Source organism: Citrobacter sp. GW821-FHT07H02 (assembly GCF_059418505.1).
Genome location: NZ_JBWKPZ010000002.1, coordinates 128,829 through 153,510, shown reverse-complemented (window position 1 = coordinate 153,510; position 24,682 = coordinate 128,829). Strand labels below are relative to the sequence as shown.

The window sequence follows — 24,682 nt, the reverse complement described above, 5'->3', positions numbered from 1 at the left end:
TTAGCGCTCCACAGAGGAATCATCGTCGGGGGTTTGTGCCCGGGCCAGTTTTTGTTCTAGCTGTGTAATACGCTCTGACAGCGCGGCAATGTCGGGGTCAGGCTCCTGCCCTGGCGGCCTGGCGTGTGATTGCATGCCCCAGCCTCGTTCTGGCTGATAGAGCGTTGCCCAAATCCACAGAAACGGCCAGATAACATGCAGCGTAAATAAGCTTACCCAGCCTGCCGTATGAATGGCGTCGGCATGAGGGTGATTGCGCTTTTTCGCAATCAAGTAGGGGATATCGTGAATCGCGATGATTCCGTAAAACAGAACCAGGAAAACGAAGATCAGCACTCCCAACGCGAAATAATTTAGAAACATACCTGCCTCGCGTTCACGTTTAATAAGAGTTTTAAATTGCAGGCAGCCGATGACTGTCATGGCTGGTGTTTTGAACATAATTCGAAATTGCCATTTTCGCCATAGCACGAAAAGCTAAATTTTCGGGGTGAGAGGTTGCTCAATTTCAGGGACGTTAAAGTGAAGGGTAGAACCCCTGAAGGATCACGTCCATGCGTCGCCATGGCGAAAATATCTTGTGACTAGCATCACAAAAATTCAACAAACCTCCAAAGAATAAAGGTGACAACCATCACATTTAATTGCCATTTTTTGCCGCTTCGGTCGTTTTGTTGTTTTTTTACACAGTCTTATCGTGATCAATATCACATCAAATACCGCTCCACCCCCTATATTTATGTGACAAAAATCACACAACAGGTCGTCGACTGGACAGTTGAACGATTCAGTGCCAGATTTCGCAGTATCTACAGGGTCCGGCTACCTCTGCCGCCACATTAACAATAATCCTCGGGCTTCCGGCCTGCGCGACAGCAACATAAGAAGGGGTGTTTTTATGTCATCCGATATTAAGATCAAAGTGCAAAGCTTTGGTCGATTCCTCAGCAACATGGTGATGCCAAATATCGGCGCGTTTATCGCGTGGGGTATTATCACCGCATTATTCATTCCAACAGGGTGGTTGCCGAACGAAACGCTGGCGAAGCTTGTTGGACCGATGATCACCTACCTGTTGCCGTTACTGATAGGTTATACCGGCGGCCGTCTGGTCGGTGGCGATCGCGGTGGTGTGGTGGGCGCAATCACCACGATGGGGGTTATCGTTGGTGCGGATATGCCAATGTTCCTCGGCGCGATGATCGCAGGTCCGCTGGGTGGCTGGGCAATCAAACATTTCGATAGCTGGGTAGACGGTAAGATCAAGTCCGGTTTTGAGATGCTGGTGAATAACTTCTCCGCTGGCATCATCGGTATGATCCTCGCCATTCTGGCGTTCCTCGGCATTGGTCCGCTGGTTGAAGCACTGTCCAAAATTCTGGCTGCTGGCGTTAACTTCATGGTTGTCCATGACATGCTGCCGCTGGCCTCTATCTTCGTTGAACCGGCGAAAATCCTGTTCCTCAACAACGCCATCAACCACGGTATCTTCTCACCTCTGGGCATTCAACAGTCCCATGAGATGGGCAAATCCATCTTCTTCCTGATTGAAGCGAACCCGGGTCCGGGGATGGGCGTTCTACTGGCATACATGTTCTTCGGTCGCGGCAGCGCTAAGCAGTCAGCTGGCGGTGCGGCAATCATCCACTTCCTGGGTGGTATTCACGAAATTTACTTCCCGTACGTGCTGATGAACCCACGTCTGATCCTCGCCGTTATCCTTGGCGGTATGACGGGTGTGTTCACACTGACCATTCTCAACGGCGGTCTGGTTTCTCCGGCCTCTCCGGGTTCCATTCTGGCGGTACTGGCGATGACGCCAAAAGGCGCCTACTTCGCGAACATCGCAGCAATCTGTGCGGCGATGGCGGTCTCCTTCGTTGTCTCTGCCATTCTGCTGAAAACCAGCAAAGTGAAAGAGGAAGAGGACGATATCGACGCGGCAACCCGCCGTATGCACGACATGAAAGCTGAGTCTAAAGGTGCATCTGCGCTGACCGCAGGTGATGTCACCAACGACCTGAGCCACGTGCGTAAAATCATCGTTGCCTGCGATGCCGGTATGGGCTCCAGCGCCATGGGCGCCGGTGTACTGCGTAAAAAAGTGCAGGATGCAGGGTTGAGCCACATCTCTGTCACCAACAGCGCAATCAACAGCCTGCCGCCAGATGTGGATCTGGTGATCACCCACCGCGATCTGACCGAGCGTGCAATGCGCCAGGTGCCTCAGGCGCAGCATATTTCGCTGACTAACTTCCTGGACAGCGGCCTGTACTCCAGCCTGACCGAGCGTCTGGTTGCAGCACAGCGCCACAACGTCAACGAAGAGAAAGTTCGCGATCATCTGAAAGATAGCTTTGACGAAGGCGACAACAACCTGTTCAAGCTGGGTGCGGAAAACATCTTCCTGGGTCGCAAAGCGGCGACGAAAGAAGAAGCGATTCTCTTTGCCGGTGAGCAACTGGTAAAAGGCGGCTACGTAGAGCCGGAATATGTTGATGCAATGCTTGAACGCGAAAAGCTGACCCCGACCTATCTGGGCGAGTCTATCGCAGTTCCACACGGCACTGTTGAAGCCAAAGACCGCGTGCTGAAAACGGGAGTGGTATTCTGCCAGTACCCGGAAGGCGTTCGCTTTGGCGAAGAAGAAGACGACATTGCCCGTCTGGTGATTGGTATCGCCGCACGCAACAACGAGCACATCCAGGTCATTACCAGCCTGACCAACGCACTGGATGATGAATCCGTGATCGAACGTCTGGCGCACACCACCAGCGTGGATGAAGTCCTGGAACTGCTGGCAGGTTGTAAGTAAGTCGCGTAGCCCGATGACGCTAACGTTAATCGGGTCTACGTCCTACTCTCTCCCGTAACGGGAGAGGGTTAGGGTGAGGGGGAAAGTTTTGCTGTCCCTCACCCCAGCCCTCTCGGGTAAAAACATTAATGAAGGTTAACACTATGAAAGCATTACATTTTGGCGCAGGTAATATCGGTCGTGGCTTTATCGGCAAACTGCTGGCCGACGCGGGGATACAACTGACTTTCGCGGATGTAAATCAGGTGGTGCTCGACGCCCTGAATGCCCGTCATAGCTATCAGGTTCATGTTGTGGGTGAAAATGAGCAGGTCGAAACCGTTTCCAACGTGAATGCCGTAAGCAGCATTGGTGACGAGGTCATTGATCTGATCGCGCACGTCGATATCGTGACCACTGCGGTTGGGCCGGTGGTACTGGAGCGTATTGCGCCGGCGGTTGCCAAAGGTCTGGTGAAACGCAAAGCGCAGGGCATCGAAACCCCGCTGAACATCATCGCCTGCGAAAACATGGTGCGTGGCACCAGCCAACTGAAAGGCCATGTGATGAATGCGCTGCCAGAGGAAGATAAAGCCTGGGTTGAGCAGCATGTGGGCTTTGTGGATTCCGCCGTAGACCGTATTGTTCCGCCTTCGGCTTCGGCCACTAACGATCCTCTGGAAGTGACTGTAGAAACCTTCAGCGAATGGATTGTCGACAAGACCCAGTTCAAAGGCGAACTGCCGAACATCCCAGGTATGGAATTAACTGATAACCTGATGGCATTTGTCGAACGTAAACTCTTCACGCTGAACACCGGGCATGCTATAACCGCGTACCTCGGAAAATTGGCAGGTCATCAGACCATCCGTGACGCGATTCTCGATGAGAAAATCCGTGCGGTGGTAAAAGGCGCGATGGAAGAGAGCGGCGCGGTGCTGATCAAACGCTACGGCTTTGATGCGGATAAACACGCAGCATACATTCAGAAAATCCTCGGTCGCTTTGAAAACCCGTATCTGAAAGATGACGTTGAGCGTGTGGGACGTCAGCCGCTGCGTAAACTGAGCGCGGGCGATCGTCTGATCAAACCGCTGCTCGGAACGCTGGAATATGCGCTGCCGCACGCCAATCTGGTCAAAGGGATTGCCGGCGCGATGCACTATCGCAGCGATGAAGACCCACAGGCTCAGGAACTGGCTGCACTGATTGAAGAGAAAGGCCCGCAGGCGGCGCTGGCACAGGTTTCCGGACTGGATGCGAATAGCGATGTCGTTGCCGAGGCGGTTAACGCGTATAACGCAAAGTAATTATGATGCCGTACCAGGCGCAGGGCATCCTGCGCCTGAATAATAGATTGTCAGATATGCAGCCAATAATGGAACAAACCCAGGCCTTTGAAAACCGTGTGCTTGAACGTCTGAATGCTGGCAAAACCGTACGGAGTTTCCTGATCACCGCCGTGGATCTACTCACCGAGGCGGTGAATATTCTGGTACTCCAGGTATTCCGCAAAGACGATTACGCGGTGAAATATGCTGTAGAACCGTTGCTCGACGGCGACGGACCGCTGGGCGATCTTTCTGTGCGTCTGAAGCTGATCTATGGCTTAGGTGTACTCAGCCGTCCGGAATATGAAGATGCTGAGCTATTGATGGCGCTGCGTGAAGAGCTGAATCACGACGGCAGTGAGTACGCATTTACGGACGACGAAATCCTCGGGCCATTTGGTGAGCTACACTGCGTGATGGCGCTTCCGCCGCCGCCGCATTTCGACACCACTGACCCCAGTTTGTATGCCATGCAAATTCAGCGCTACCAACAAGCAGTGCGCTCAACCATGGTGCTTTCTCTGACCGAGCTGATTTCCAAAATCAGCTTAAAAAAAGCATTTCAGAAATAGCCCGGCGCAGACCTACTGATTTTCGTCCTGCTTTGGCCTGTATATCTGTCGATAATATTCCAGCCGCTGCAGATACATCTCCACATTCGCTTGCGGTATCTCAGTAGGGACAACATTACGCGGCGGCGTTTTATTCAGATATTCCCGGAAAGCCTGACTTGAAGCCATGAAATCTACAGTCTTATCAATAAGAACTGATGCATTCTCACCGATTTTTCCCATGATAAACCCTCCATGAATTCTCCGCGTTTCAGAGACGCGGTTGCCTATTGCAGTTTAGGATCAGATGAATAATGAGATTGAGGAAAACGTGCTTAATCGTAAACCGATTAATTAATCTTCACATCCTCCCCTTTTAATCTAAAAATCTTATTTAATCAGTCCACTACAAAAAATAATTAGCATCGTAATACTTACCATGTTTCATTATTTTTATCCCATTAGTTGTGAATAATACCGCTCTGCGGGCATACTATAAGATATTCATCCTATTTCCATCAGAAGCTATCCCATGAAAGAAATTGAAAAAAACGAAATTAAACGCCTCAGCGATCGCCTGGATGCCATCCGCCACCAGCAGGCCGATCTCTCCCTGGTCGAGGGCGCCGAGAAGTACGCCGAACTGGAACAAGAAAAAACAACCCTGGAAGCTGAAATTGCGCGTCTGCGCGACGTTCACAGCCAAAAGCTGAGTAAAGAAGCACAGAAATTGATGAACCTGCCATTTCGTCGTGCGATTACCAAAAAAGAACAAGCTGACATGGGCAAACTGAAGAAAAGCGTCCGTGGTCTGGTGGTCGTACACCCGATGACAGCGTTAGGTCGTGAAATGGACCTGCAAGAGATGACCGGTTTCGCGAAGACCGAATTCTGATCTTCAGCCGGGTAGCAGCCATGCTTACCCGGCCCCTCCGATTGGCCCTACCAATTCCCGCCCAATCCGCTCAGTGGTTCACACTTCCCCAAAATTTCATTACACTAACGTTGCCAATAAATAACATTTAGTTAACCATTCATTGTCATTATCCCTACACAACAATATTGGCATGACCACTTTTACACAGAATGTGACTTAGAGATGAGCACAGACTCATTGCATTGTGTGCGTGGCCCTCAGGAGACCTGCAATGAATCTCTGGCAACAAAACTACGATCCGGCCGGGAATATCTGGCTTTCCAGTCTGGTAGCATCGCTCCCCATTCTGTTCTTTTTCTTCGCGCTGATTAAGCTCAAGCTGAAAGGCTATGTTGCCGCCTCGTGGACGGTGGTTATTGCGCTAACCGTGGCGCTGCTGTTCTACAAAATGCCTGTCGATCATGCGCTGGCCTCTGTGGTATACGGCTTCTTCTACGGGCTATGGCCAATTGCCTGGATAATTATTGCCGCGGTATTCGTCTATAAAATCTCGGTGAAAACAGGCCAGTTCGACATCATCCGATCATCGATACTGTCGATCTCCCCTGACCAGCGTTTGCAGATGCTGATTGTCGGGTTCTGCTTCGGCGCGTTCCTTGAGGGGGCGGCAGGTTTTGGTGCTCCGGTAGCGATTACCGCCGCGCTGCTTGTCGGCCTGGGTTTTAATCCGCTGTACGCAGCGGGACTGTGCCTGATCGTGAACACCGCGCCCGTGGCGTTTGGCGCGATGGGTATCCCTATTCTGGTTGCCGGTCAGGTCACCGGGCTGGACAGCTTTGAAATAGGCCAGATGGTGGGCCGTCAACTGCCGTTCCTGACGATTATCGTTCTGTTCTGGATCATGGCGATTATGGACGGTTGGCGCGGCGTGAAGGAAACCTGGCCAGCAGTAATGGTGGCTGGCGGTTCGTTTGCCATCGCCCAATATCTGAGCTCTAACTTTATTGGACCGGAGCTGCCTGACATCATCTCGTCACTGGTTTCTCTGGTGTGTCTGACCCTGTTCCTGAAACGCTGGCAGCCGGTACGCATCTTCCGCTTTGGCGATATGGGCGCGTCACAGGTTGATCAGACCCTGGCCCGTACAAACTACACCGCGGGGCAAGTGGTTCGCGCCTGGTCACCGTTCCTGTTCCTAACGGCGACCGTGACGCTCTGGAGTATCCCACCGTTTAAGGCGCTGTTTGCGCCGGGTGGCGCAATGTACCACTGGGTGGTTAACATTCCGGTTCCATATCTCGACAAACTGGTCGCCCGTATGCCGCCGGTGGTACACGAAGCCACCGCCTACGCTGCGGTCTACAAGTTCGACTGGTTCTCGGCCACCGGTACCGCCATTCTGTTTGCCGCATTACTGTCAGTTGTCTGGCTGAAAATGAAGCCGTCTGCCGCCATCCAGACTTTCGGCAGTACCCTGAAAGATCTGGCGCTGCCGATTTACTCCATCGGGATGGTACTGGCGTTCGCCTTTATCTCGAACTATTCCGGCCTTTCCTCGACGCTGGCATTGGCACTGGCACACACGGGCAGCGCTTTTACCTTCTTCTCACCGTTCCTTGGCTGGTTGGGTGTATTCCTGACCGGGTCAGATACCTCTTCGAACGCGTTGTTTGCCGCTCTACAGGCGACTGCCGCTCAGCAAATCGGCGTCTCTGATGTGCTGATGGTGGCCGCCAATACCACCGGGGGCGTTACCGGCAAGATGATTTCGCCGCAGTCCATCGCCATCGCCTGTGCGGCGGTCGGGCTGGTCGGCAAAGAGTCCGATCTGTTCCGTTTTACCGTTAAACACAGCCTGATTTTCACCTGTATGGTGGGCGTGATCACCACGCTTCAGGCCTATGTCCTTACCTGGATGATTCCATGATTGTGATGCCCAGACGCCTGTCAGACGAGGTCGCTTCTCGTGTGCGGGCGCTGATTGAAGAACAACAGCTGGAAGCGGGCATGAAATTGCCCGCTGAGCGCCAGCTGGCCGTACAGCTTGGCGTGTCGCGCAATTCCTTGCGCGAAGCGCTGGCAAAACTGGTGAGCGAGGGCGTGCTGCTAAGCCGCCGCGGCGGTGGGACATTCGTCCGCTGGCAGCATGAATCCTGGTCCGAACAAAATATCGTTCAGCCGCTGAAGACCCTGATGGCAGATGACCCGGATTACAGTTTCGATATCCTGGAAGCCCGCCATGCTATTGAAGCCAGCACCGCCTGGCACGCCGCGATGCGCGCCACTGAGATCGATAAAGAAAAAATTAAGCTCTGCTTTGAAGCCACGCTGAGTGAAGACCCGGATATCGCCTCACAGGCGGATGTTCGCTTTCATCTCGCCATTGCCGAAGCCTCACACAACGTGGTGCTGCTGCAGACCATGCGAGGTTTCTTCGATGTACTGCACTCTTCGGTGAAACAGAGCCGCCAGCGTATGTATCTGGTTCCGCCAGTGTTTGCTCGTCTGACAGAGCAGCATCAGGCCATTCTCGACGCCATTGTGGCAGGCGACGCGGAAGGCGCTCGTCAGGCGATGATGGCCCACTTAGGTTTTGTCCACACCACGATTAAACGATTTGATGAAGACCAGGCCCGCCAGGCGCGAATTACCCGCCTGCCCGGAGACCATAATGATATTTCCAGGGAGAACAAAGCATGATTATTTCAGCAGCCAGCGATTATCGCGCCGCAGCCCAGCGCATTCTGCCCCCCTTCTTGTTCCACTATATTGACGGCGGCGCCTACGCGGAACACACACTGCGCCGCAACGTGGAAGATTTGTCTGAGGTGGCACTTCGCCAGCGAGTCCTGAAAAACATGTCTGACTTAAGCCTGGAAACCACGCTGTTTAACGAAAAGCTGTCGATGCCGGTTGCCTTAGCCCCGGTTGGGTTGTGCGGTATGTACGCCCGTCGCGGCGAAGTGCAGGCCGCCGCCGCCGCTGATGCCCACGGCATTCCGTTTACGCTTTCCACCGTTTCCGTCTGCCCGATTGAAGAAGTGGCGCCGACCATCAAACGCCCGATGTGGTTTCAGCTTTACGTGCTGCGCGACCGTGGCTTTATGCGCAACGCGCTGGAACGCGCGAAGGCAGCAGGCTGCTCAACCCTCGTCTTTACCGTTGATATGCCAACGCCGGGGGCACGCTACCGTGACGCTCACTCAGGCATGAGCGGCCCGAATGCCGCACTGCGCCGCTACTGGCAGGCAGTAACCCATCCGCAATGGGCGTGGGATGTCGGCCTGAACGGTCGCCCGCACGATTTAGGCAACATTTCCACCTATCTGGGAAAACCGACCGGACTGGAAGATTACATTGGCTGGCTGGCGAACAACTTCGATCCCTCTATCTCCTGGAAAGACCTCGAGTGGATCCGTGAGTTCTGGGACGGCCCGATGGTGATCAAAGGGATCCTCGATCCGGAAGATGCCCGCGACGCGGTGCGCTTCGGTGCCGATGGTATCGTGGTGTCTAACCACGGCGGTCGTCAGCTCGATGGCGTGCTCTCCTCCGCGCGCGCCCTGCCCGCCATTGCCGATGCCGTTAAAGGCGATATCGCTATTCTGGCCGACAGCGGTATCCGTAACGGCCTGGACGTCGTACGCATGGTCGCTCTGGGGGCTGATACCGTGCTGCTGGGGCGCGCGTATCTATACGCGCTGGCCACGGCAGGACAAGCGGGCGTGGCCAACTTACTGAATCTGATCGAAAAAGAGATGAAAGTAGCAATGACGCTGACCGGCGCAAAAACGATTAGCGAAATCAGCCGCGATTCTCTGGTGCAGGAGCTCGGAAAAAGCCTGCCTGCCGCGCTGACGTCACTAACCCGTGGTGACGCCGCGTAACTCAGCCCCTCTTAACATCCTCTGTTCCCAAATGGCCGGTCTGATTTTCAGTCCGGCCATTTTTAATTCAAAAATAACGATTGGTTAACATTTACACCAAATTAATTTGACAATTTTTTGTGCGATCGCAAATGTATATACAAGCAAATACAAGAGCAATTCACACACATCCAACATCACAACGGGCGAGGGTTACATGGTGTATTCCGGCAAAGTGAATATCCAGCAGGCGATAGATGACACTCCTTTTTCGCGCTTTCACTGGGTGATTATCGTATTGGGATTTCTGGTTCTGGCCATCGATGGATTCGATACGGCGGCGATGGGCTATATTGCTCCCACGCTCTCTGCCGACTGGGGGATTCAGAAGCAGGATCTCGGGCCGGTATTAAGCGCTGCGCTGCTGGGGCTGTCACTCGGGGCGCTGGTTGCTGGGCCAATGTCAGATCGCATGGGGCGTAAGCGCGTGCTGGTCTTTTCCTGTCTGTTTTTTGGCCTTGCCAGTCTGGGCACCGCGTATGCGCAATCGCTGAATATGCTGACGCTCTGGCGGTTCCTCACCGGGCTCGGGCTGGGTGCCGCGATGCCTAACGCCATTACGTTAGTGTCAGAGTTTGCGCCAAAGCGTTGCCGTTCGATGACGATTAACGCTATGTACTGCGGTTTTCCTCTCGGCGCGGCGGGCGGCGGAGCAATCTCTTCCTGGCTTATCCCCCATTACGGCTGGCACAGCGTGCTGCTGGCGGGTGCGATCGCCCCGCTGGTCTTAACCGTATTACTGGTGCTATTCCTGCCGGAGTCGGTCAAATATCTGGTACATCGTGGTAAAGACATCGCGCAAATCAGACGTGTCGCCCAGCGTTTCATCACGGGCAATCTTGAGCAGGTCACCCAATTTTATCTGGATGAAGAACGCACTGCAGACAAAAAGGGCAGCGTGGCGCAACTGTTCAGCATGCCCTGGCTACCCGGTACGCTGATGCTCTGGACGACCTACTTTATGGGGCTGGTTATCTACTACGTGTTACTGAGCTGGATGCCGACGCTGATGCTGGGAATGGGTTACCCTCTCGCGGAATCGGCGTGGCTCACCTCGCTGTTCACCTTCGGCGGTACGGCAGGGATCCTGTTGGCAGGCTGGATGATGGACCGCTGGGAAGCGCACAAAGTGGTCACCACCGGTTTTATCCTGACCATGCTGTTCGCCCTTGCGCTCGGGTTTGAAAACAACCACATCATCCTGTTTGGGGCGCTGATCTTCCTGATGGGGATCACCATGAATGGCGCGCAATCCGGCCTGCAGACACTGGCGACAACGTTCTATCCTACCCACTGCCGCGCAACGGGTATCGCATGGATGCAGGGGGTCGGACGCTTTGGCGGCGTGGCTGGGACCATGACCAGCGCTCAGTTACTCTCTCTGCAATGGCAGGCCGACAGTATTCTGATGTTTCTCAGCCTGCCAGCGCTCGTGGCCGCTGCCGCCACGCTTTATAAGTTGCAACGCTACAAGCTACAACGTCTGACCGTCGCATAATACTCGTGATTTCTGCTATTCTGCCCCCCGCACTCAAGGGGGCAGTATGCTAAACATCGTTCTATTCGAACCAGAAATCCCGCCAAATACGGGCAACATCATTCGTCTTTGCGCCAATACCGGCTTTCGTCTGCACATTATTGAACCGATGGGGTTCACATGGGATGACAAGCGCTTGCGCCGCGCAGGACTGGATTATCATGAGTTCGCCGCGGTAAAACGCCACCACGATTACGACGCTTTTGTGGCGGCGGAAAATCCCCAGCGTCTGTTTGCACTGACCACCAAAGGGACACCGGCACACAGCGCAGTCAGCTATCAGGATGGCGATTATTTGATGTTTGGTCCGGAAACACGAGGTCTGCCCGCCAGCATTCTTGATGCCCTACCCGCTGAACAAAAAATTCGCATTCCAATGATGCCGGACAGCCGCAGCATGAACCTGTCAAATGCAGTGTCAGTGGTGGTGTATGAAGCGTGGAGACAGTTGGGGTATCCTGGGGCGGTATTGCGTAGTTGATTTTTGTCGGATGGCGGCTGACGCCTTATCCGACCTGTGAACGCATTTGCCATTTATTTTTCGGGCGTTATCGGCGCAGTCAGATTGGACACGGACTGCGCGCAGCCACCGGAGCGTACACGCAGTACGTGAGGATGGTGAGCACAGCCCGGGTTCAGGATGACAAGTAAGATAGCCCGAAAGTCAGATACCGTCGCCGAACTCAAACGTATGGTGTATCCCATTGAAATGCTGATCCATATCCATGGACGGCTTATCGCTGTCAGGTTTGCCGACAATACGTGCCGGAACGCCTGCGGCGGTGGTGTGCGGCGGAACAGGCTGCAAAACGACGGAACCTGCGCCAATCTTCGCGCCGCGCCCGACTTCAATATTACCGAGGATTTTCGCCCCCGCGCCAATCATCACGCCTTCACGAATTTTCGGATGACGGTCGCCGCCCGATTTACCGGTCCCGCCCAGCGTAACGGATTGCAGGATGGAGACGTCGTTTTCAATGACCGCTGTTTCACCTACCACAATACCGGTAGCGTGATCGAGCATAATCCCACGGCCAATTTTTGCCGCCGGGTGAATATCGACCTGGAAGCTCACTGATACCTGATTTTGCAAGAAAATCGCCAGCGCTCGCCGACCTTCATTCCACAGCCAGTGGCCAATACGGTACGCCTGCAGGGCGTGAAAACCCTTCAGGTACAAAAGCGGGGTTGAGTATTTATCGACCGCCGGGTCGCGAGTGCGCACCGCCTGAATATCGCAGGCCGCCGAGGCGATCATTTCCGGGTCTGCCGCGTAGGCTTCTTCCACCACTTCACGTATGGCTATCGCGGGCATGATGGGCGAAGCCAGTTTATTCGCCAGCATATAACTGAGCGCACTGCCCAGATTCTCATGCTTGAGTAGCGTGGCGTGGTAAAAACTGGCCAGCATCGGCTCACAGTCCGCAAGTTGACGGGCTTCGGCTTTAATATTGTTCCAGACGATATCCAGTTCTTCGCACGGCATTGCAGACTCCAGGTATTGAGGCTAACGACCGGCCCGTTCTTCGCGGGCCGGGTCATTTTGTGATGACAGATCCTTGCGGCTAGTGGCGGCTCAGCTCATCCTTGCGTGCGCGACCTAATAACGTCAATGCTGCCTCGCGCGCGTTTTTTCCGCAATACAATACTTGATAAATTTCCTCGGTTATTGGCATTTCGACACCAAAACGGTGCGCCAATTCACGAACTTCTTTCGTATTGCGATAGCCTTCAACCACCTGGCCAATCTTGTCCTGCGCACCCTGAACATCCATGCCCTGTCCGAGCATCATGCCAAAGCGGCGGTTACGCGACTGGTTGTCAGTACAGGTCAGTACCAGATCGCCTAACCCAGCCATCCCCATAAAGGTGGTCGGATCGGCGCCCAGAGCGGCCCCCAAACGTGACATTTCGGTCAGCCCACGGGTGATAAGCGCAGTACGCGCATTGGCGCCAAAACCGATACCGTCGGACATTCCCGCGCCAATCGCAATGACGTTTTTCACCGCGCCGCCAAGCTGTACGCCAATGAAATCCGGGTTGTTGTAGACACGGAAACTTTTACCGCAGTGCAGCAATTGCTGCAGATCGTCAGCAAACGTGTCATCCGTTGAGGCCAGGGAAATCGCCGTTGGTAAACCTGCGGCCAGCTCTTTGGCAAACGTTGGGCCAGAGATCACTGCAAGTGGAATTTCCGGTCCTAACGCTTCGCGCGCGACATCCTGCAACAGGCGTCCCGTCTCCGCTTCCAGACCTTTTGTCGCCCATACAAGGCGCGCATCCGGGCGCATCAACGGTTTGATCTGACGCAGCACTTCGCCAAAGACATGGCTCGGCACCACGACCAGAATATTACGGCTGGCCGCCAGCGCAGTGGCTAAGTCACTTTCCAGGAGAAGCGAGTCAGGAAAAGGCACATCAGGGAGGAACGCGACATTGCAACGATCGTGTTCAAGGGTCGCGATATGTTTAGGATCATGGCCCCACAGGACAACCTGGTGGCCATTTCTTGCCAGCGTGATGGCAAGAGCGGTGCCGTACGAGCCGGCACCGATCACAGTCATTGAAGCATTACTTTGGTTCATCAGGCATCCTGATGTTCTTCAGTACCTTCGCCAGTCTGCTGCTGTAAATAGTTCATGAACAGCGCATCAAAGTTGACCGGCGCAAGGTTCAGTTGCGGGAATGTACCGCGGGAAACCAGGCTGGTGATGCATTCGCGGGCATACGGGAACAGAATGTTCGGGCAGTATGCACCCAGGCAATGCGCCATTTGAGTCCCTTCAATACCACTGATGGAGAAAATACCGCCCTGCTGAACTTCACACAGGAACGCTGTTTCTTCACCCAGGGAAGCCGTTACGGTGACACGCAGCACAACTTCATACACGTCATCTGCCAGTTGGGTTGATGCCGTATCAAGATCAAGTTTAACCTCTGGCTGCCAATCTTTCTGGAAAACATGCGGCGCATTTGGCGCTTCGAAAGAGACATCCTTGGTATAAATACGTTGGATCTGGAAAGCCATTTCAGTGTTATTTTGTTCTGACATGTTTAGAAAACCCTTTAATGTTGTCCTTTAATACTGTCTTGATGCAATGTTAACGACGTGCGTTAGCTCAGCAGGGGATCCAGTCCACCACGCGCATCCAACGCATACAAGTCGTCACACCCACCGATATGCTGCGCATCAATAAAAATCTGCGGAACCGTCGTACGACCACTACGCTTGATCATCTCTTCACGCTTAACGGCATCGCCATCAATTGGAAGTTCCTGGAAACTCACACCCTTACTGCTCAGCAGCGCTTTTGCACGATGGCAAAACGGGCAGGTCGCTTTGGTGTAGATTTCAATATTGGCCATGACTTTGCTCCTGTTTACCTACAGCTTACTTACCGCGTACCAGAGGCAGGTTTTCACCACTCCAGCCTGCAACACCTTCTTTCAGCACAAACACGTTCTCAAAACCGGCTTTAATCAGCGCCGTTGCAGAATCCTGGCACTGCATGCCAGAGCCATCCACCACGATAACCGGTTTGTCTTTGTGCTTCTCAAGCTCGCCGACGTTGTTGGCTTTGATTTCGCTTGGCAGCAGGTTAGTGGAGCCCGCGATATGGCCTTTGCGGAAGTCGTCGCGCTGACGTAAATCCACAACAACGGCATCTTCTTTATTGATAAGACGTGTCGCTTCGCCGCGTGTAATTACCTTCACTTTCGAGGTCAGGCCTTTGAACGTGGTGAATAATACCGCCACCAGTAACGCAATCCAGGCGATACTTAGAACAGGATGGCGGCCAACAAATTGCATAATTTCTTGCATGGGGGGTAACAACTCCCGACTCAGTGATTAAAAAAACCAGGGAAGAAGTATACCTGCGCGTTGTCGCAAATACAGCCAGAGCGTGCAATGGATTGCATTTTTGCGGGGTGCTACGGAAAAAAAACCGTAAATCCGCGCCATCCTCAGACCGCTCTACTTCATTCTTTGATCTTCTGAGGCTATTTTATCGATTCAGCTGTAGTAAAATTACGCAATTATTTTTGTCTCTTGAGTATGAGGTTGTCGCAATGTCGGTTTCTAAAAAACCTATGGTACTGGTGATCCTGGATGGCTATGGCTATCGCGAAGACAGCCAGGATAACGCCATTTTTAATGCCAAAACCCCAGTAATGGATGCTCTGTGGGCAAAACGTCCGCATACCCTGATCGATGCTTCCGGTCTGGAAGTGGGTCTGCCTGACCGCCAGATGGGTAACTCCGAAGTGGGCCACGTCAACCTGGGCGCAGGCCGCATCGTGTATCAGGATCTGACTCGCCTGGACGTTGAAATTAAAGAACGCACGTTCTTTGCGAACCCAACGCTGACCGCTGCCGTTGATCAAGCGAAAAATACCGGTAAAGCGGTGCACATCATGGGTCTGCTGTCTGCGGGCGGCGTACACAGCCACGAAGATCACATCCTGGCGATGGTGGAAATGGCCGCCGAGCGTGGCGCAGAGAAAATCTACCTGCACGCCTTCCTGGATGGTCGTGATACCCCGCCGCGCAGCGCTGAATCCTCGCTGAAAAAATTCGAAGACAAATTTGCCGCGCTGGGCAAAGGGCGCGTAGCGTCCATCATCGGTCGTTACTATGCAATGGACCGCGACAACCGTTGGGATCGCGTTGAACAAGCGTATGACCTGATGACACTGGCGCAGGGCGAATTCCAGACCGACACCGCTGTTGCAGGCCTGCAGGCCGCCTATGCGCGTGACGAGAACGACGAATTCGTGAAAGCCACCGTGATTCGTGCAGAAGGCCAGCCCGACGCAGCGATGGAAGATGGCGATACGTTGATTTTCATGAACTTCCGTGCTGACCGTGCCCGCGAAATTACCCGTGCATTTGTTAACGCTGACTTCGACGGCTTCGCCCGTAAGAAAGTGGTCAATCTGAACTTCGTGATGCTGACCGAATATGCAGCCGACATCAAAACCGCAGTGGCTTACCCGCCCGCATCGCTGGCGAACACCCTCGGCGAGTGGATGGCGAAGAACGACAAAACTCAGCTGCGTATCTCTGAAACCGAGAAATATGCACACGTGACCTTCTTCTTCAATGGCGGTGTAGAAGAGCCATTCAACGGTGAAGATCGCATCCTGATCAACTCACCGAAAGTGGCGACCTACGATCTGCAGCCAGAAATGAGCTCCGCTGAGCTGACCGAAAAACTGGTTGCCGCCATTGAGAGCGGTAAATACGACACCATCATCTGTAACTATCCGAACGGCGATATGGTGGGTCACACCGGTATGATGGACGCGGCGGTTAAAGCGGTTGAAGCGCTGGATCACTGCGTTGAGCAAGTGACCAAAGCCGTTGAATCCGTTGGCGGCCAGTTGCTGATCACCGCTGACCACGGCAACGCTGAACAAATGCGCGATCCGGCGACGGGTCAGGCGCATACAGCGCATACCAACCTGCCTGTTCCGCTGATTTATGTCGGTGCTAAAAACGTGAAAGCAGTAGAAGGCGGTAAACTTTCCGATATCGCGCCGACCATGCTGACGCTGATGGGTATGGAAATCCCGCAAGAGATGACTGGTAAGCCGCTGTTCATCGTGGAATAATCCCTCCCCATGAGGGGAAAGGCGTTGAATTCCATTACATGGGCCGTGAAACTGCAAAGGTTTTCAGTCAGGCCCCTGATCTACGCCAGCGTTATTAGCGCTGGCGTATTGTTGTGCGCCTTTTCCGCACACGCAGATGAGCGTGACCAACTCAAATCCATCCAGGCTGACATCGCCGCGAAAGAACGCGCCGTACGTCAGCAACAGCAGCAGCGCTCAAGCCTGCTTGCGCAGTTAAAAGCCCAGGAAGAAGCCATTTCTGCCGCCGCCCGTCAACTGCGTGAAACCCAGAATACCCTCGCCCAGTTGAATAAACAGATCGCCGAGATGAATGCGTCCATTGCCAAACTGGAGAAACAAAAAGCCAGTCAGGAACGCAGCCTCGCCGCGCAGCTTGATGCCGCATTTCGTCAGGGCGAACATACCGGAATTCAGTTGATTCTCAGCGGCGAAGAGAGCCAGCGTGGACAACGTCTGCAAGCCTACTTTGGTTATTTGAACCAGGCGCGTCAGGAAACCATCGCTGAACTGAAGCAAACCCGTGAAGAAGTGGCCTCGCAAAAGGCCGAGCTGGAAGAGAAGCAAAGCCAGCAGCAGACGCTGCTGTACGAACAGCGCGCCCAACAGGCCAAACTGGAACAGGCGCGTAATGAGCGCCAAAAAACGCTCTCCGGTCTGGAATCATCGATTCAGCAAGGCCAACAGCAGCTGAGCGAAATGCGCGCTAACGAATCCCGCCTGCGCAACAGCCTTGCACGGGCAGAAGCCGCAGCAAAAGCGCGGGCTGAACGTGAAGCCAACGAAGCGCAAGCTGTGCGTAATCGCCAACAGGAAGCGACTCGCAAAGGCACGACCTATAAACCTACCGAAAGCGAAAAATCACTGATATCACGTACCGGCGGTCTGGGTGCGCCTCGCGGCCAGGCATTCTGGCCAGTACGCGGTCCAACGCTACACCGTTATGGCGAACAACTGCAGGGTGAGCTACGGTGGAAGGGGATGGTTATCGGTGCGTCTGAAGGCACTGAAGTGAAAGCCATTGCGGATGGCCGGGTCATTCTGGCGGACTGGTTACAAGGTTACGGTCTGGTTGTTGTTGTAGAACACGGCAAAGGCGACATGAGCCTTTACGGTTACAACCAGAGTGCGTTGGTCAGTGTAGGTACACAAGTGCGCGCAGGCCAGCCTATTGCGCTGGTTGGCAGCAGCGGTGGTCAGGGTCGACCAGCGCTCTATTTCGAAATTCGTCGCCAGGGTCAGGCCGTCAATCCACAGCCGTGGTTGGGAAGATAAGTTTTGCCTCAGTTTCGCCGTATCATGCTCTCACTGGTCAGCCTGCTGGCGTTCGCAACCCCTGTTTTTGCTGGCAAACTTGCCATCGTCATCGATGATTTCGGCTATCGCCCGCACAATGAAAACCAGGTGCTGGCGATGCCTTCCAACATCTCTGTCGCCGTGCTGCCCAATGCGCCGCATGCGCGTGAAATGGCAACCAAAGCACACAATAGCGGCCACGAAGTCCTGATCCATCTGCCGATGGCACCATTAAGTAAGCAGCCGCTGGAGAAAGACACCCTACGCCCGGAAATGAACAGCGCCGACATTGAGCGGATTATCCGCGATGCCGTCGACAAAGTACCGTACGCCGTTGGGCTTAACAACCATATGGGCAGCGCGATGACCTCCAGCCTGTTTGGTATGCAAAAAGTGATGCAGGCACTGGAGCGTTACGATCTCTATTTCCTCGACAGCATGACTATCGGCAACAGCCAGGCAATGCGGGCCGCATCCGGAACGGGCGTGAAAGTGATTAAACGCAAAGTGTTCCTTGATGACTCGCAAAACGAAGCGGACATCCGCCATCAGTTTAATCGTGCCATTGAGTTAGCTCGCCGTAATGGGTCCGCCATTGCTATCGGACACCCCCACCCATCAACGGTGCGCGTGTTGCAACAAATGGTCTATAACCTACCGGCCGACATCACGTTGGTGCGCCCAAGCACCTTGCTCAACGAACCCCAGGTGGATACTTCCACACCGAACCTGACGCCACCGGGCAACAGCGAACCCAACGCACCGCGCAACCCGTTCCGTGGCGTGAAGCTGTGTAAACCGAAGCAACCGTTAGCGCCGGTCTATGCCGACCAGTTCTTTAACGTATTGAGTGAAAGTATTCGCCAGAGCACCGTCGTCACTTACTTCCAGCATCAGTGGCAAGGTTGGGGGAAAACATCCTCCTCCAACGGAATTAACGCTAACGCAAATTAAGCGGAAGATGAGCAGCAAGATAAAATCCTGCGAAGTGACTAACTATATGGCAACGCCTTCGCAGCGTTCAGGTGTTTTTAAGAAAAAAGGGCTGGATAACCAGCCCTTTTAATATTAATCCCAGCTCAGGATCACTTTTCCTGACTGACCCGAGCGCATCGCATCAAAGCCTTTCTGGAACTCATCAATTGAGAAGTGATGGGTGATGATCGGGGTCAGATCCAGACCAGACTGGATCAACGCGGCCATCTTGTACCAGGTTTCAAACATTTCGCGACCATAAATGCCTTTGATAAACAGGCCTTTAAAGATCACCTTCGTCCAGTCGATAGACATGTCTGAAGGAGGGATCCCCAGCATGGCAATACGACCACCGTGGTTCATGGTATCCAGCATGGCACGGAACGCTGGCGGCGCACCGGACATTTCCAGACCCACGTCAAACCCTTCGGTCATTCCGAGTCTGGCCATCACATCAGGCAGGTTCTCTTTCGAGACGTTTACCGCATGTGTGATGCCCATCTTACGTGCCAGTTCCAGACGGTATTCATTGACGTCAGTGATGACTACGTGACGCGCACCCACATGTTTTGCCACTGCCGCTGCCATAATACCGATTGGGCCCGCGCCTGATACCAGCACATCTTCGCCCACCAGATCGAACGACAGCGCGGTGTGTACCGCATTACCGAACGGGTCAAAGATAGAGGCTAAATCGTCGGAGATGTTGTCCGGGATTTTAAAGGCGTTAAACGCAGGAATAACCAGATACTCAGCAAAACAGCCTGGGCGGTTAACACCCACACCGGTCGTATTACGGCACAGGTGAGTACGTCCGCCACGACAGTTACGACAATGACCACAGGTGATATGACCTTCACCGGAAACGCGGTCACCCACTTTAAATCCTTTGACTTCCTGGCCGATACCGACCACTTCGCCAACGTATTCGTGCCCAACAACCATAGGTACCGGGATCGTTTTTTGCGACCATTCATCCCAGTTATAGATGTGAACGTCGGTCCCGCAGATGGCTGTTTTACGGATTTTAATCAGCAGATCGTTATGTCCGAGTTCCGGTTCAGGAACGTCGGTCATCCAGATGCCCTCTTCCGCTTTCAGTTTGGATAACGCTTTCATCTCACATCCTCAGGCGATTACGCCCAGTTGTTTACCAATACGCGTAAACGCCGCAACGGCACGCGTAATTTGCTCAGGCGTATGCGCCGCAGACATCTGGGTACGAATACGCGCCTGACCTTTTGGCACCACCGGATAGAAGAACCCGGTGACATAGATACCCTCTTTTTGCAGTTCGCGAGCAAATTCTTGCGCTACCACCGCATCTCCCAACATGACCGGGATAATGGCATGGTCAGCGCCCGCAAGCGTAAAGCCTGCTGCAGACATCTGCTCACGGAACTGACGTGCATTCGCCCACAGACGACCACGCAGTTCGCCGCCAGCTTCCACCATCTCCAGCACTTTAATGGAGGCGGCAACAATCGCCGGAGCTAATGAGTTGGAGAATAAGTACGGGCGAGAACGCTGACGCAACCACTCCACCACCTCTTTACGCGCAGCCGTATAACCGCCGGATGCGCCACCCAGTGCTTTACCTAACGTACCGGTAATGATGTCTACACGGCCCATCACATCGCAGTATTCATGAGAGCCACGACCGCCTTCACCCACAAAACCGACAGCATGAGAGTCATCGACCATCACCAGCGCATCGTATTTATCCGCCAGGTCACATACCCCTTTCAGGTTGGCAATCACACCGTCCATGGAGAACACACCGTCGGTCGCGATCAGCACATGGCGGGCACCGGCTTCACGTGCTTCTTTCAGACGTGTTTCCAGCTCCTGCATATCATTGTTGGCGTAGCGAAAACGCTTCGCTTTGCACAGACGTACACCATCAATAATAGAGGCGTGGTTCAGCGCATCGGAAATAATCGCATCTTCTGCACCCAGCAACGTTTCGAACAGGCCGCCGTTGGCATCAAAGCAAGAGGAATACAGAATGGCATCTTCCATACCCAGAAAAGTCGCCAGTTTTTGCTCCAGCTGTTTATGGCTGTCCTGGGTACCGCAGATAAAACGAACCGAGGCCATCCCGAAGCCGTGGGAATCCATGCCGGCTTTCGCCGCTGCAATCAATTCCGGATGATTCGCCAGCCCCAGATAGTTGTTGGCGCAAAAGTTGATGACGTGGCTTCCATCTGCCACGGTGATGTCCGCCTGCTGCGCAGACGTGATAATGCGCTCTTCTTTAAACAATCCTTCCACACGAGCGGTTTCCAGATCGTTGTTCAACTGCTTATAAAAATCCCCACGCATTGCGATTCTCCAGACTGGGCAAATTTCAGCACATATTACCCAAACCTATACGTTGATACGAGATGACGCGTTATCACTTCTTTAAAATGCAGCATAAATCACGCGTATCCACATGGCTTATCGGTGATTTTCAGAATGAATGCATTGCGCAAAAAAGCAATTAATGGCATGAATTTATTAGAATTTACAGAGTGTAAGGCGTGAGAGCCAATGTTGATAAGGCAAGATCCCCCACTCAGGAGGTACCTTGCCAAAAAATGCGGATTCTACGTTTATGTCGGGCAACTATTTTCTGGAAAGAAAGAGCCTTAATGACTGGAGCTTCGCGCCAAGCGCAGTTCGTTTGAAACAGCGGAAGAGATCAAACCATTTGCCTCGGCCCAGATAGTTAAGAACAAACAAATCAGGTCGTTTGTAATAACACATGACAAAGATGCCCTGGTCGTCATCCACAATATTATTCTCTAGTGTGACTTTCTGGCACTCTGTAACTAATGGATAAAATTCTTTCCATTTTTCCTGAGAGCCAACAATTGCACCACCAATAATGTAAACGTGGTTACCAATCATAAAATCAAAAGATTGCTGCAATGACGAAACACTTAACCCTTTCTTGATCGTGAACAGGTGTATTTTATTTTGATTAAAAGGGAAGTCCCATACTTTCAAACCGCGTGTGACTTTCGGTTTACGGCAATAGCCAAAATCAATCCACGCAACCAGCGGGGTTTTGACCAGACCAGAATTAATCGCTTTATTCACAAAATATGCTTTTAAATTACAAACCAGCACGTAATCCGGGGACCAATATTCTGGATTTTTTAACTGACGGGTTTCTAATTTACGTGTAAATGCTTCATCCTGCTGAATTTTCTCTATTCGGCTCCGAATGTGTTTGAATTTATTTTTTATATCAACAGTAACGATTTTTGTCGGTTTCCCCTTACGTATTTCTGCAACCCTGGCTTCTAAATCAGGAGACGTGAACACAACCATGTCGTTTTCTAGTGCAGCCAACCGCTCGAAATAACTCAAGTAGACATCAACTGAGCGGGCAAGTTTTTCGCGGAACCCTTTATTAGCAGTCCACTCCCCTCTACCGATATCAAAATATGCCGTTACTATTGTGGTAGATGATTTCATCGCTAATAAAAACCATTAACATAAAAGAAATATTATATCACATTAAGTTACACTCTGTACATAGAGTGCTTTATAATCTAAGTCATATAGCAATAACTAATACCACGCTAATATACCGTTTAGTTCCCCTGATTTCGAACTAAATATAGAACTACACATAACGGTTTAATGGCAAGAGTGTTCCTCCTTCTCCTCATCACTATCCACCACGTAAATGGCTGAAGGGGAGTCAATGTGATGGTATGATTACAGATATTCGTGTCTGAGATTGTCTCTGACTCCATAATTCGAAGGTTACAGTTATGATCATCGTTACCGGCGGCGCGGGCTTTATCGGCAGCAACATCGTTAAATCCCTGAATGATAAAGGCATCACCGATATCCTGGTGGTGGACAACCTGAAAGACGGCACCAAGTTTGTGAACCTGGTGGATCTGGACATTGCTGACTATATGGATAAGGAAGATTTCCTGATCCAGATTATGGCAGGGGAAGAGTTCGGCGATATCGAAGCGATTTTCCATGAAGGCGCATGCTCCTCTACAACAGAGTGGGATGGCAAGTATATGATGGACAACAACTATCAATACTCCAAAGAGCTGCTGCATTATTGCCTGGAGCGCGAAATTCCGTTCCTGTACGCCTCTTCCGCAGCAACCTACGGTGGCCGCACATCCGATTTTATTGAATCTCGTGAATACGAGAAACCACTGAACGTTTACGGATACTCCAAATTCCTGTTCGATGAATACGTACGCCAGATCCTTCCAGAAGCCAACTCACAGATTGTAGGCTTCCGCTACTTTAACGTTTACGGGCCGCGCGAAGGCCACAAAGGCAGCATGGCGAGTGTCGCATTCCATCTGAACACCCAGCTCAATAACGGTGAAACGCCGAAACTGTTTGAAGGCAGCGAAAACTTCAAGCGCGATTTCGTCTATGTTGGCGATGTCGCCGCCGTGAATTTGTGGTTCCTCGAAAATGGCGTTTCCGGCATCTTTAACCTGGGAACAGGCCGTGCGGAATCCTTCCAGGCCGTAGCGGATGCAGCTCTCGCTTACCATAAAAAAGGCGACATCGAATACATTCCGTTCCCGGAAAAACTGAAAGGCCGCTATCAGGCGTTTACTCAGGCTGATCTGACCAACCTGCGTGCAGCTGGCTACGACAAGCCGTTCAAGACCGTTGCCGAAGGCGTAACGGAATATATGACCTGGCTGAACCGCGACGCGTAAGAAGTAAGCATGAAGATACTGGTGATCGGCCCGTCATGGGTGGGCGACATGATGATGTCGCAAAGTCTCTATCGTACGCTCAAGGCGCGCTATCCCCAGGCGATAATCGACGTGATGGCCCCTGCGTGGTGCCGTCCGTTGTTATCGCGGATGCCGGAAGTCAATGAAGCGATCCCGATGCCGCTGGGTCATGGTGCTCTGGAACTTGGAGAGCGGCGCAAACTCGGACATAGTTTGCGTGAAAAACGTTACGATCGCGCTTACGTGCTGCCAAACTCGTTTAAATCGGCACTCGTCCCCTTCTTTGCCAGCATTCCTCATCGTACGGGCTGGCGCGGCGAGATGCGCTACGGCCTGCTTAACGATGCGCGTGTGCTCGATAAAGAGGCCTGGCCATTGATGGTCGAGCGCTATGTTGCGCTGGCCTACGACAAAGGCGTAATGCAGACAGCAAAAGATTTGCCACAACCTCTACTCTGGCCGCAATTGCAGGTTAGTGAAGGGGAAAAATCACTCACCTGTAGAGAATTCGCACTTTCAACGGAACGCCCGATAATCGGCTTTTGCCCCGGCGCTGAATTTGGTCCGGCAAAACGATGGCCGCACTATCACTACGCGGAACTGGCCAAACAGCTCATTGATGAAGGTTATCAAATTGTCCTGTTTGGCTCGGCGAAAGATCATGAGTCCGGAAACGAGATCCTGGCGGCTCTGAACACCGAACAACAGGCGTGGTGCCGTAATCTGGCTGGCGAAACGCAGCTGGAACAGGCTGTCATCCTCCTCGCGGCATGTCAGGCCGTTGTCACCAACGATTCTGGCCTGATGCACGTGGCAGCGGCGCTGAACCGCCCTCTGGTCGCACTTTATGGCCCAAGCAGCCCGGATTTCACACCGCCACTGTCACAGAAAGCGCGCGTGATCCGCCTGATTACAGGTTATCACCGGGTGCGGAAAGGAGATGCGGCAGAAGGGTATCACCAGAGCCTGATCGACATTACACCGGAGCGTGTCCTGGAAGAACTCAACAGTCTGTTGTTACAAGAGGAAGTCTGACG

At 52.9% G+C, this 24,682-nt stretch carries 24 protein-coding genes; 14 read left to right on the top strand and 10 right to left on the bottom strand.

Features of this window, described 5'->3' with window-relative positions; translation table 11 throughout:
- Complete coding sequence (locus AC07NP_RS03885; protein ID WP_203361187.1) at positions 1 to 363, bottom strand: DUF3302 domain-containing protein; 363 nt, start codon at positions 361 to 363, stop codon at positions 1 to 3.
- A 535-nt stretch (positions 364 to 898) separates the two neighbouring features.
- Here AC07NP_RS03885 and mtlA point away from each other — a divergent pair.
- The 3 genes from mtlA (at position 899) to mtlR (ending at position 4,697) form a co-directional block, all read left to right on the top strand.
- Positions 899 to 2,815: a PTS mannitol transporter subunit IICBA gene (gene mtlA, locus AC07NP_RS03880; protein WP_494659632.1), complete on the top strand. Its 1,917-nt coding sequence runs from the start codon at positions 899 to 901 to the stop codon at positions 2,813 to 2,815.
- Positions 2,816 to 2,958: 143 nt separating this feature from the next.
- On the top strand, positions 2,959 to 4,104 hold the full coding sequence (gene mtlD, locus AC07NP_RS03875) for a mannitol-1-phosphate 5-dehydrogenase (protein WP_494659631.1): 1,146 nt from the start codon (positions 2,959 to 2,961) through the stop codon (positions 4,102 to 4,104).
- 5 nt (positions 4,105 to 4,109) lie between these two features.
- Entirely contained in the window at positions 4,110 to 4,697 is a 588-nt protein-coding gene (gene mtlR, locus AC07NP_RS03870) for a mannitol operon repressor MtlR (protein WP_203361186.1), read from the top strand.
- A gap of 12 nt (positions 4,698 to 4,709) precedes the next feature.
- Here mtlR and AC07NP_RS03865 read toward each other — a convergent pair whose 3' ends face one another.
- Positions 4,710 to 4,919, bottom strand: coding sequence for a hypothetical protein (locus AC07NP_RS03865; RefSeq protein WP_192614120.1), 210 nt, complete (start codon positions 4,917 to 4,919; stop codon positions 4,710 to 4,712).
- A 289-nt stretch (positions 4,920 to 5,208) separates the two neighbouring features.
- Between AC07NP_RS03865 and AC07NP_RS03860 the strand changes: the two genes are divergently transcribed.
- From AC07NP_RS03860 to trmL, 6 genes are all read left to right on the top strand, one after another.
- Entirely contained in the window at positions 5,209 to 5,571 is a 363-nt protein-coding gene (locus AC07NP_RS03860; RefSeq protein ID WP_203359596.1) for a YibL family ribosome-associated protein, read from the top strand.
- Positions 5,572 to 5,824: 253 nt separating this feature from the next.
- Positions 5,825 to 7,480: an L-lactate permease gene (lldP, locus tag AC07NP_RS03855; protein ID WP_203359595.1), complete on the top strand. Its 1,656-nt coding sequence runs from the start codon at positions 5,825 to 5,827 to the stop codon at positions 7,478 to 7,480.
- A complete protein-coding gene (gene lldR, locus AC07NP_RS03850; protein ID WP_192614117.1) occupies positions 7,477 to 8,253 on the top strand; it encodes a transcriptional regulator LldR in 777 nt (258 codons plus the stop codon). Before lldP ends, lldR begins: the two co-directional genes overlap by 4 nt.
- Complete coding sequence (lldD, locus tag AC07NP_RS03845) at positions 8,250 to 9,440, top strand: FMN-dependent L-lactate dehydrogenase LldD (protein WP_203359594.1); 1,191 nt, start codon at positions 8,250 to 8,252, stop codon at positions 9,438 to 9,440. The genes lldR and lldD overlap by 4 nt, the downstream gene beginning before the upstream one ends.
- A gap of 196 nt (positions 9,441 to 9,636) precedes the next feature.
- A complete protein-coding gene (locus tag AC07NP_RS03840) occupies positions 9,637 to 10,977 on the top strand; it encodes an MFS transporter (protein ID WP_494659630.1) in 1,341 nt (446 codons plus the stop codon).
- A gap of 46 nt (positions 10,978 to 11,023) precedes the next feature.
- Positions 11,024 to 11,497 (top strand): tRNA (uridine(34)/cytosine(34)/5-carboxymethylaminomethyluridine(34)-2'-O)-methyltransferase TrmL, encoded by a 474-nt coding sequence (gene trmL / locus AC07NP_RS03835; RefSeq protein WP_494659629.1) that lies wholly within the window; start codon positions 11,024 to 11,026, stop codon positions 11,495 to 11,497.
- 183 nt (positions 11,498 to 11,680) lie between these two features.
- Here the strand turns inward: trmL and cysE are convergent, their stop codons facing one another.
- The 5 genes from cysE to AC07NP_RS03810 all read right to left on the bottom strand — a co-directional run bounded on the left by cysE (position 11,681) and on the right by AC07NP_RS03810 (position 14,839).
- Positions 11,681 to 12,502, bottom strand: a complete 822-nt coding sequence (gene cysE, locus AC07NP_RS03830; protein ID WP_192614113.1) for a serine O-acetyltransferase — start codon at positions 12,500 to 12,502, stop codon at positions 11,681 to 11,683.
- A gap of 79 nt (positions 12,503 to 12,581) precedes the next feature.
- The gene (gpsA, locus tag AC07NP_RS03825) at positions 12,582 to 13,601 is read right to left on the bottom strand and encodes an NAD(P)H-dependent glycerol-3-phosphate dehydrogenase (RefSeq protein WP_494659628.1); all 1,020 of its coding nucleotides are present in this window, start codon (positions 13,599 to 13,601) and stop codon (positions 12,582 to 12,584) included.
- Entirely contained in the window at positions 13,601 to 14,068 is a 468-nt protein-coding gene (gene secB / locus AC07NP_RS03820; RefSeq protein WP_096759097.1) for a protein-export chaperone SecB, read from the bottom strand. The genes gpsA and secB overlap by 1 nt, the downstream gene beginning before the upstream one ends.
- 62 nt (positions 14,069 to 14,130) lie before the next feature.
- Positions 14,131 to 14,382: a glutaredoxin 3 gene (gene grxC, locus AC07NP_RS03815; RefSeq protein WP_152400605.1), complete on the bottom strand. Its 252-nt coding sequence runs from the start codon at positions 14,380 to 14,382 to the stop codon at positions 14,131 to 14,133.
- Between the two features lie 25 nt (positions 14,383 to 14,407).
- A complete protein-coding gene (locus AC07NP_RS03810; RefSeq protein ID WP_494659627.1) occupies positions 14,408 to 14,839 on the bottom strand; it encodes a rhodanese-like domain-containing protein in 432 nt (143 codons plus the stop codon).
- Between the two features lie 248 nt (positions 14,840 to 15,087).
- Here AC07NP_RS03810 and gpmM point away from each other — a divergent pair, with 248 nt between their 5' ends.
- Genes gpmM through AC07NP_RS03795 form a run of 3 tightly spaced genes read left to right on the top strand, consistent with a single transcriptional unit; the run spans position 15,088 to position 18,900 of the window.
- Positions 15,088 to 16,632 carry a 2,3-bisphosphoglycerate-independent phosphoglycerate mutase gene (gene gpmM / locus AC07NP_RS03805; protein WP_494659626.1) on the top strand — a complete coding sequence of 515 codons (1,545 nt, stop codon included), beginning with the start codon at positions 15,088 to 15,090 and terminating at the stop codon, positions 16,630 to 16,632.
- A gap of 33 nt (positions 16,633 to 16,665) precedes the next feature.
- Positions 16,666 to 17,925 carry a murein hydrolase activator EnvC gene (envC, locus tag AC07NP_RS03800; protein WP_494659769.1) on the top strand — a complete coding sequence of 420 codons (1,260 nt, stop codon included), beginning with the start codon at positions 16,666 to 16,668 and terminating at the stop codon, positions 17,923 to 17,925.
- A gap of 24 nt (positions 17,926 to 17,949) precedes the next feature.
- Positions 17,950 to 18,900 (top strand): divergent polysaccharide deacetylase family protein, encoded by a 951-nt coding sequence (locus AC07NP_RS03795; RefSeq protein WP_494659768.1) that lies wholly within the window; start codon positions 17,950 to 17,952, stop codon positions 18,898 to 18,900.
- A 114-nt stretch (positions 18,901 to 19,014) separates the two neighbouring features.
- Here the strand turns inward: AC07NP_RS03795 and tdh are convergent, their stop codons facing one another.
- The 3 genes from tdh to yibB form a co-directional block, all read right to left on the bottom strand.
- Positions 19,015 to 20,040, bottom strand: a complete 1,026-nt coding sequence (gene tdh, locus AC07NP_RS03790; RefSeq protein WP_192614107.1) for an L-threonine 3-dehydrogenase — start codon at positions 20,038 to 20,040, stop codon at positions 19,015 to 19,017.
- Positions 20,041 to 20,049: 9 nt separating this feature from the next.
- The gene (gene kbl, locus AC07NP_RS03785) at positions 20,050 to 21,246 is read right to left on the bottom strand and encodes a glycine C-acetyltransferase (RefSeq protein ID WP_203359586.1); all 1,197 of its coding nucleotides are present in this window, start codon (positions 21,244 to 21,246) and stop codon (positions 20,050 to 20,052) included.
- A 285-nt stretch (positions 21,247 to 21,531) separates the two neighbouring features.
- The gene (yibB, locus tag AC07NP_RS03780) at positions 21,532 to 22,389 is read right to left on the bottom strand and encodes a protein YibB (RefSeq protein ID WP_494659625.1); all 858 of its coding nucleotides are present in this window, start codon (positions 22,387 to 22,389) and stop codon (positions 21,532 to 21,534) included.
- 302 nt (positions 22,390 to 22,691) lie between these two features.
- On the opposite strand from yibB, the gene rfaD reads away from it, so the two are divergent.
- Positions 22,692 to 23,624, top strand: coding sequence for an ADP-glyceromanno-heptose 6-epimerase (rfaD, locus tag AC07NP_RS03775; RefSeq protein ID WP_494659624.1), 933 nt, complete (start codon positions 22,692 to 22,694; stop codon positions 23,622 to 23,624).
- Between the two features lie 9 nt (positions 23,625 to 23,633).
- On the top strand, positions 23,634 to 24,680 hold the full coding sequence (gene rfaF / locus AC07NP_RS03770) for an ADP-heptose--LPS heptosyltransferase RfaF (protein WP_494659623.1): 1,047 nt from the start codon (positions 23,634 to 23,636) through the stop codon (positions 24,678 to 24,680).
- Positions 24,681 to 24,682: the final 2 nt, after the last annotated feature.

Bases quoted from the DNA above. Each gene is read 5' to 3' on its own strand.
- AC07NP_RS03885 (WP_203361187.1), bottom strand. From the start codon at position 363: ATGTTTCTAAATTATTTCGCGTTGGGAGTGCTGATCTTCGTTTTCCTG.
- mtlA (WP_494659632.1), top strand. From the start codon at position 899: ATGTCATCCGATATTAAGATCAAAGTGCAAAGCTTTGGTCGATTCCTC.
- mtlD (WP_494659631.1), top strand. From the start codon at position 2,959: ATGAAAGCATTACATTTTGGCGCAGGTAATATCGGTCGTGGCTTTATC.
- mtlR (WP_203361186.1), top strand. From the start codon at position 4,110: ATGCCGTACCAGGCGCAGGGCATCCTGCGCCTGAATAATAGATTGTCA.
- AC07NP_RS03865 (WP_192614120.1), bottom strand. From the start codon at position 4,919: ATGGGAAAAATCGGTGAGAATGCATCAGTTCTTATTGATAAGACTGTA.
- AC07NP_RS03860 (WP_203359596.1), top strand. From the start codon at position 5,209: ATGAAAGAAATTGAAAAAAACGAAATTAAACGCCTCAGCGATCGCCTG.
- lldP (WP_203359595.1), top strand. From the start codon at position 5,825: ATGAATCTCTGGCAACAAAACTACGATCCGGCCGGGAATATCTGGCTT.
- lldR (WP_192614117.1), top strand. From the start codon at position 7,477: ATGATTGTGATGCCCAGACGCCTGTCAGACGAGGTCGCTTCTCGTGTG.
- lldD (WP_203359594.1), top strand. From the start codon at position 8,250: ATGATTATTTCAGCAGCCAGCGATTATCGCGCCGCAGCCCAGCGCATT.
- AC07NP_RS03840 (WP_494659630.1), top strand. From the start codon at position 9,637: ATGGTGTATTCCGGCAAAGTGAATATCCAGCAGGCGATAGATGACACT.
- trmL (WP_494659629.1), top strand. From the start codon at position 11,024: ATGCTAAACATCGTTCTATTCGAACCAGAAATCCCGCCAAATACGGGC.
- cysE (WP_192614113.1), bottom strand. From the start codon at position 12,502: ATGCCGTGCGAAGAACTGGATATCGTCTGGAACAATATTAAAGCCGAA.
- gpsA (WP_494659628.1), bottom strand. From the start codon at position 13,601: ATGAACCAAAGTAATGCTTCAATGACTGTGATCGGTGCCGGCTCGTAC.
- secB (WP_096759097.1), bottom strand. From the start codon at position 14,068: ATGTCAGAACAAAATAACACTGAAATGGCTTTCCAGATCCAACGTATT.
- grxC (WP_152400605.1), bottom strand. From the start codon at position 14,382: ATGGCCAATATTGAAATCTACACCAAAGCGACCTGCCCGTTTTGCCAT.
- AC07NP_RS03810 (WP_494659627.1), bottom strand. From the start codon at position 14,839: ATGCAAGAAATTATGCAATTTGTTGGCCGCCATCCTGTTCTAAGTATC.
- gpmM (WP_494659626.1), top strand. From the start codon at position 15,088: ATGTCGGTTTCTAAAAAACCTATGGTACTGGTGATCCTGGATGGCTAT.
- AC07NP_RS03795 (WP_494659768.1), top strand. From the start codon at position 17,950: ATGCTCTCACTGGTCAGCCTGCTGGCGTTCGCAACCCCTGTTTTTGCT.
- tdh (WP_192614107.1), bottom strand. From the start codon at position 20,040: ATGAAAGCGTTATCCAAACTGAAAGCGGAAGAGGGCATCTGGATGACC.
- kbl (WP_203359586.1), bottom strand. From the start codon at position 21,246: ATGCGTGGGGATTTTTATAAGCAGTTGAACAACGATCTGGAAACCGCT.
- yibB (WP_494659625.1), bottom strand. From the start codon at position 22,389: ATGAAATCATCTACCACAATAGTAACGGCATATTTTGATATCGGTAGA.
- rfaD (WP_494659624.1), top strand. From the start codon at position 22,692: ATGATCATCGTTACCGGCGGCGCGGGCTTTATCGGCAGCAACATCGTT.
- rfaF (WP_494659623.1), top strand. From the start codon at position 23,634: ATGAAGATACTGGTGATCGGCCCGTCATGGGTGGGCGACATGATGATG.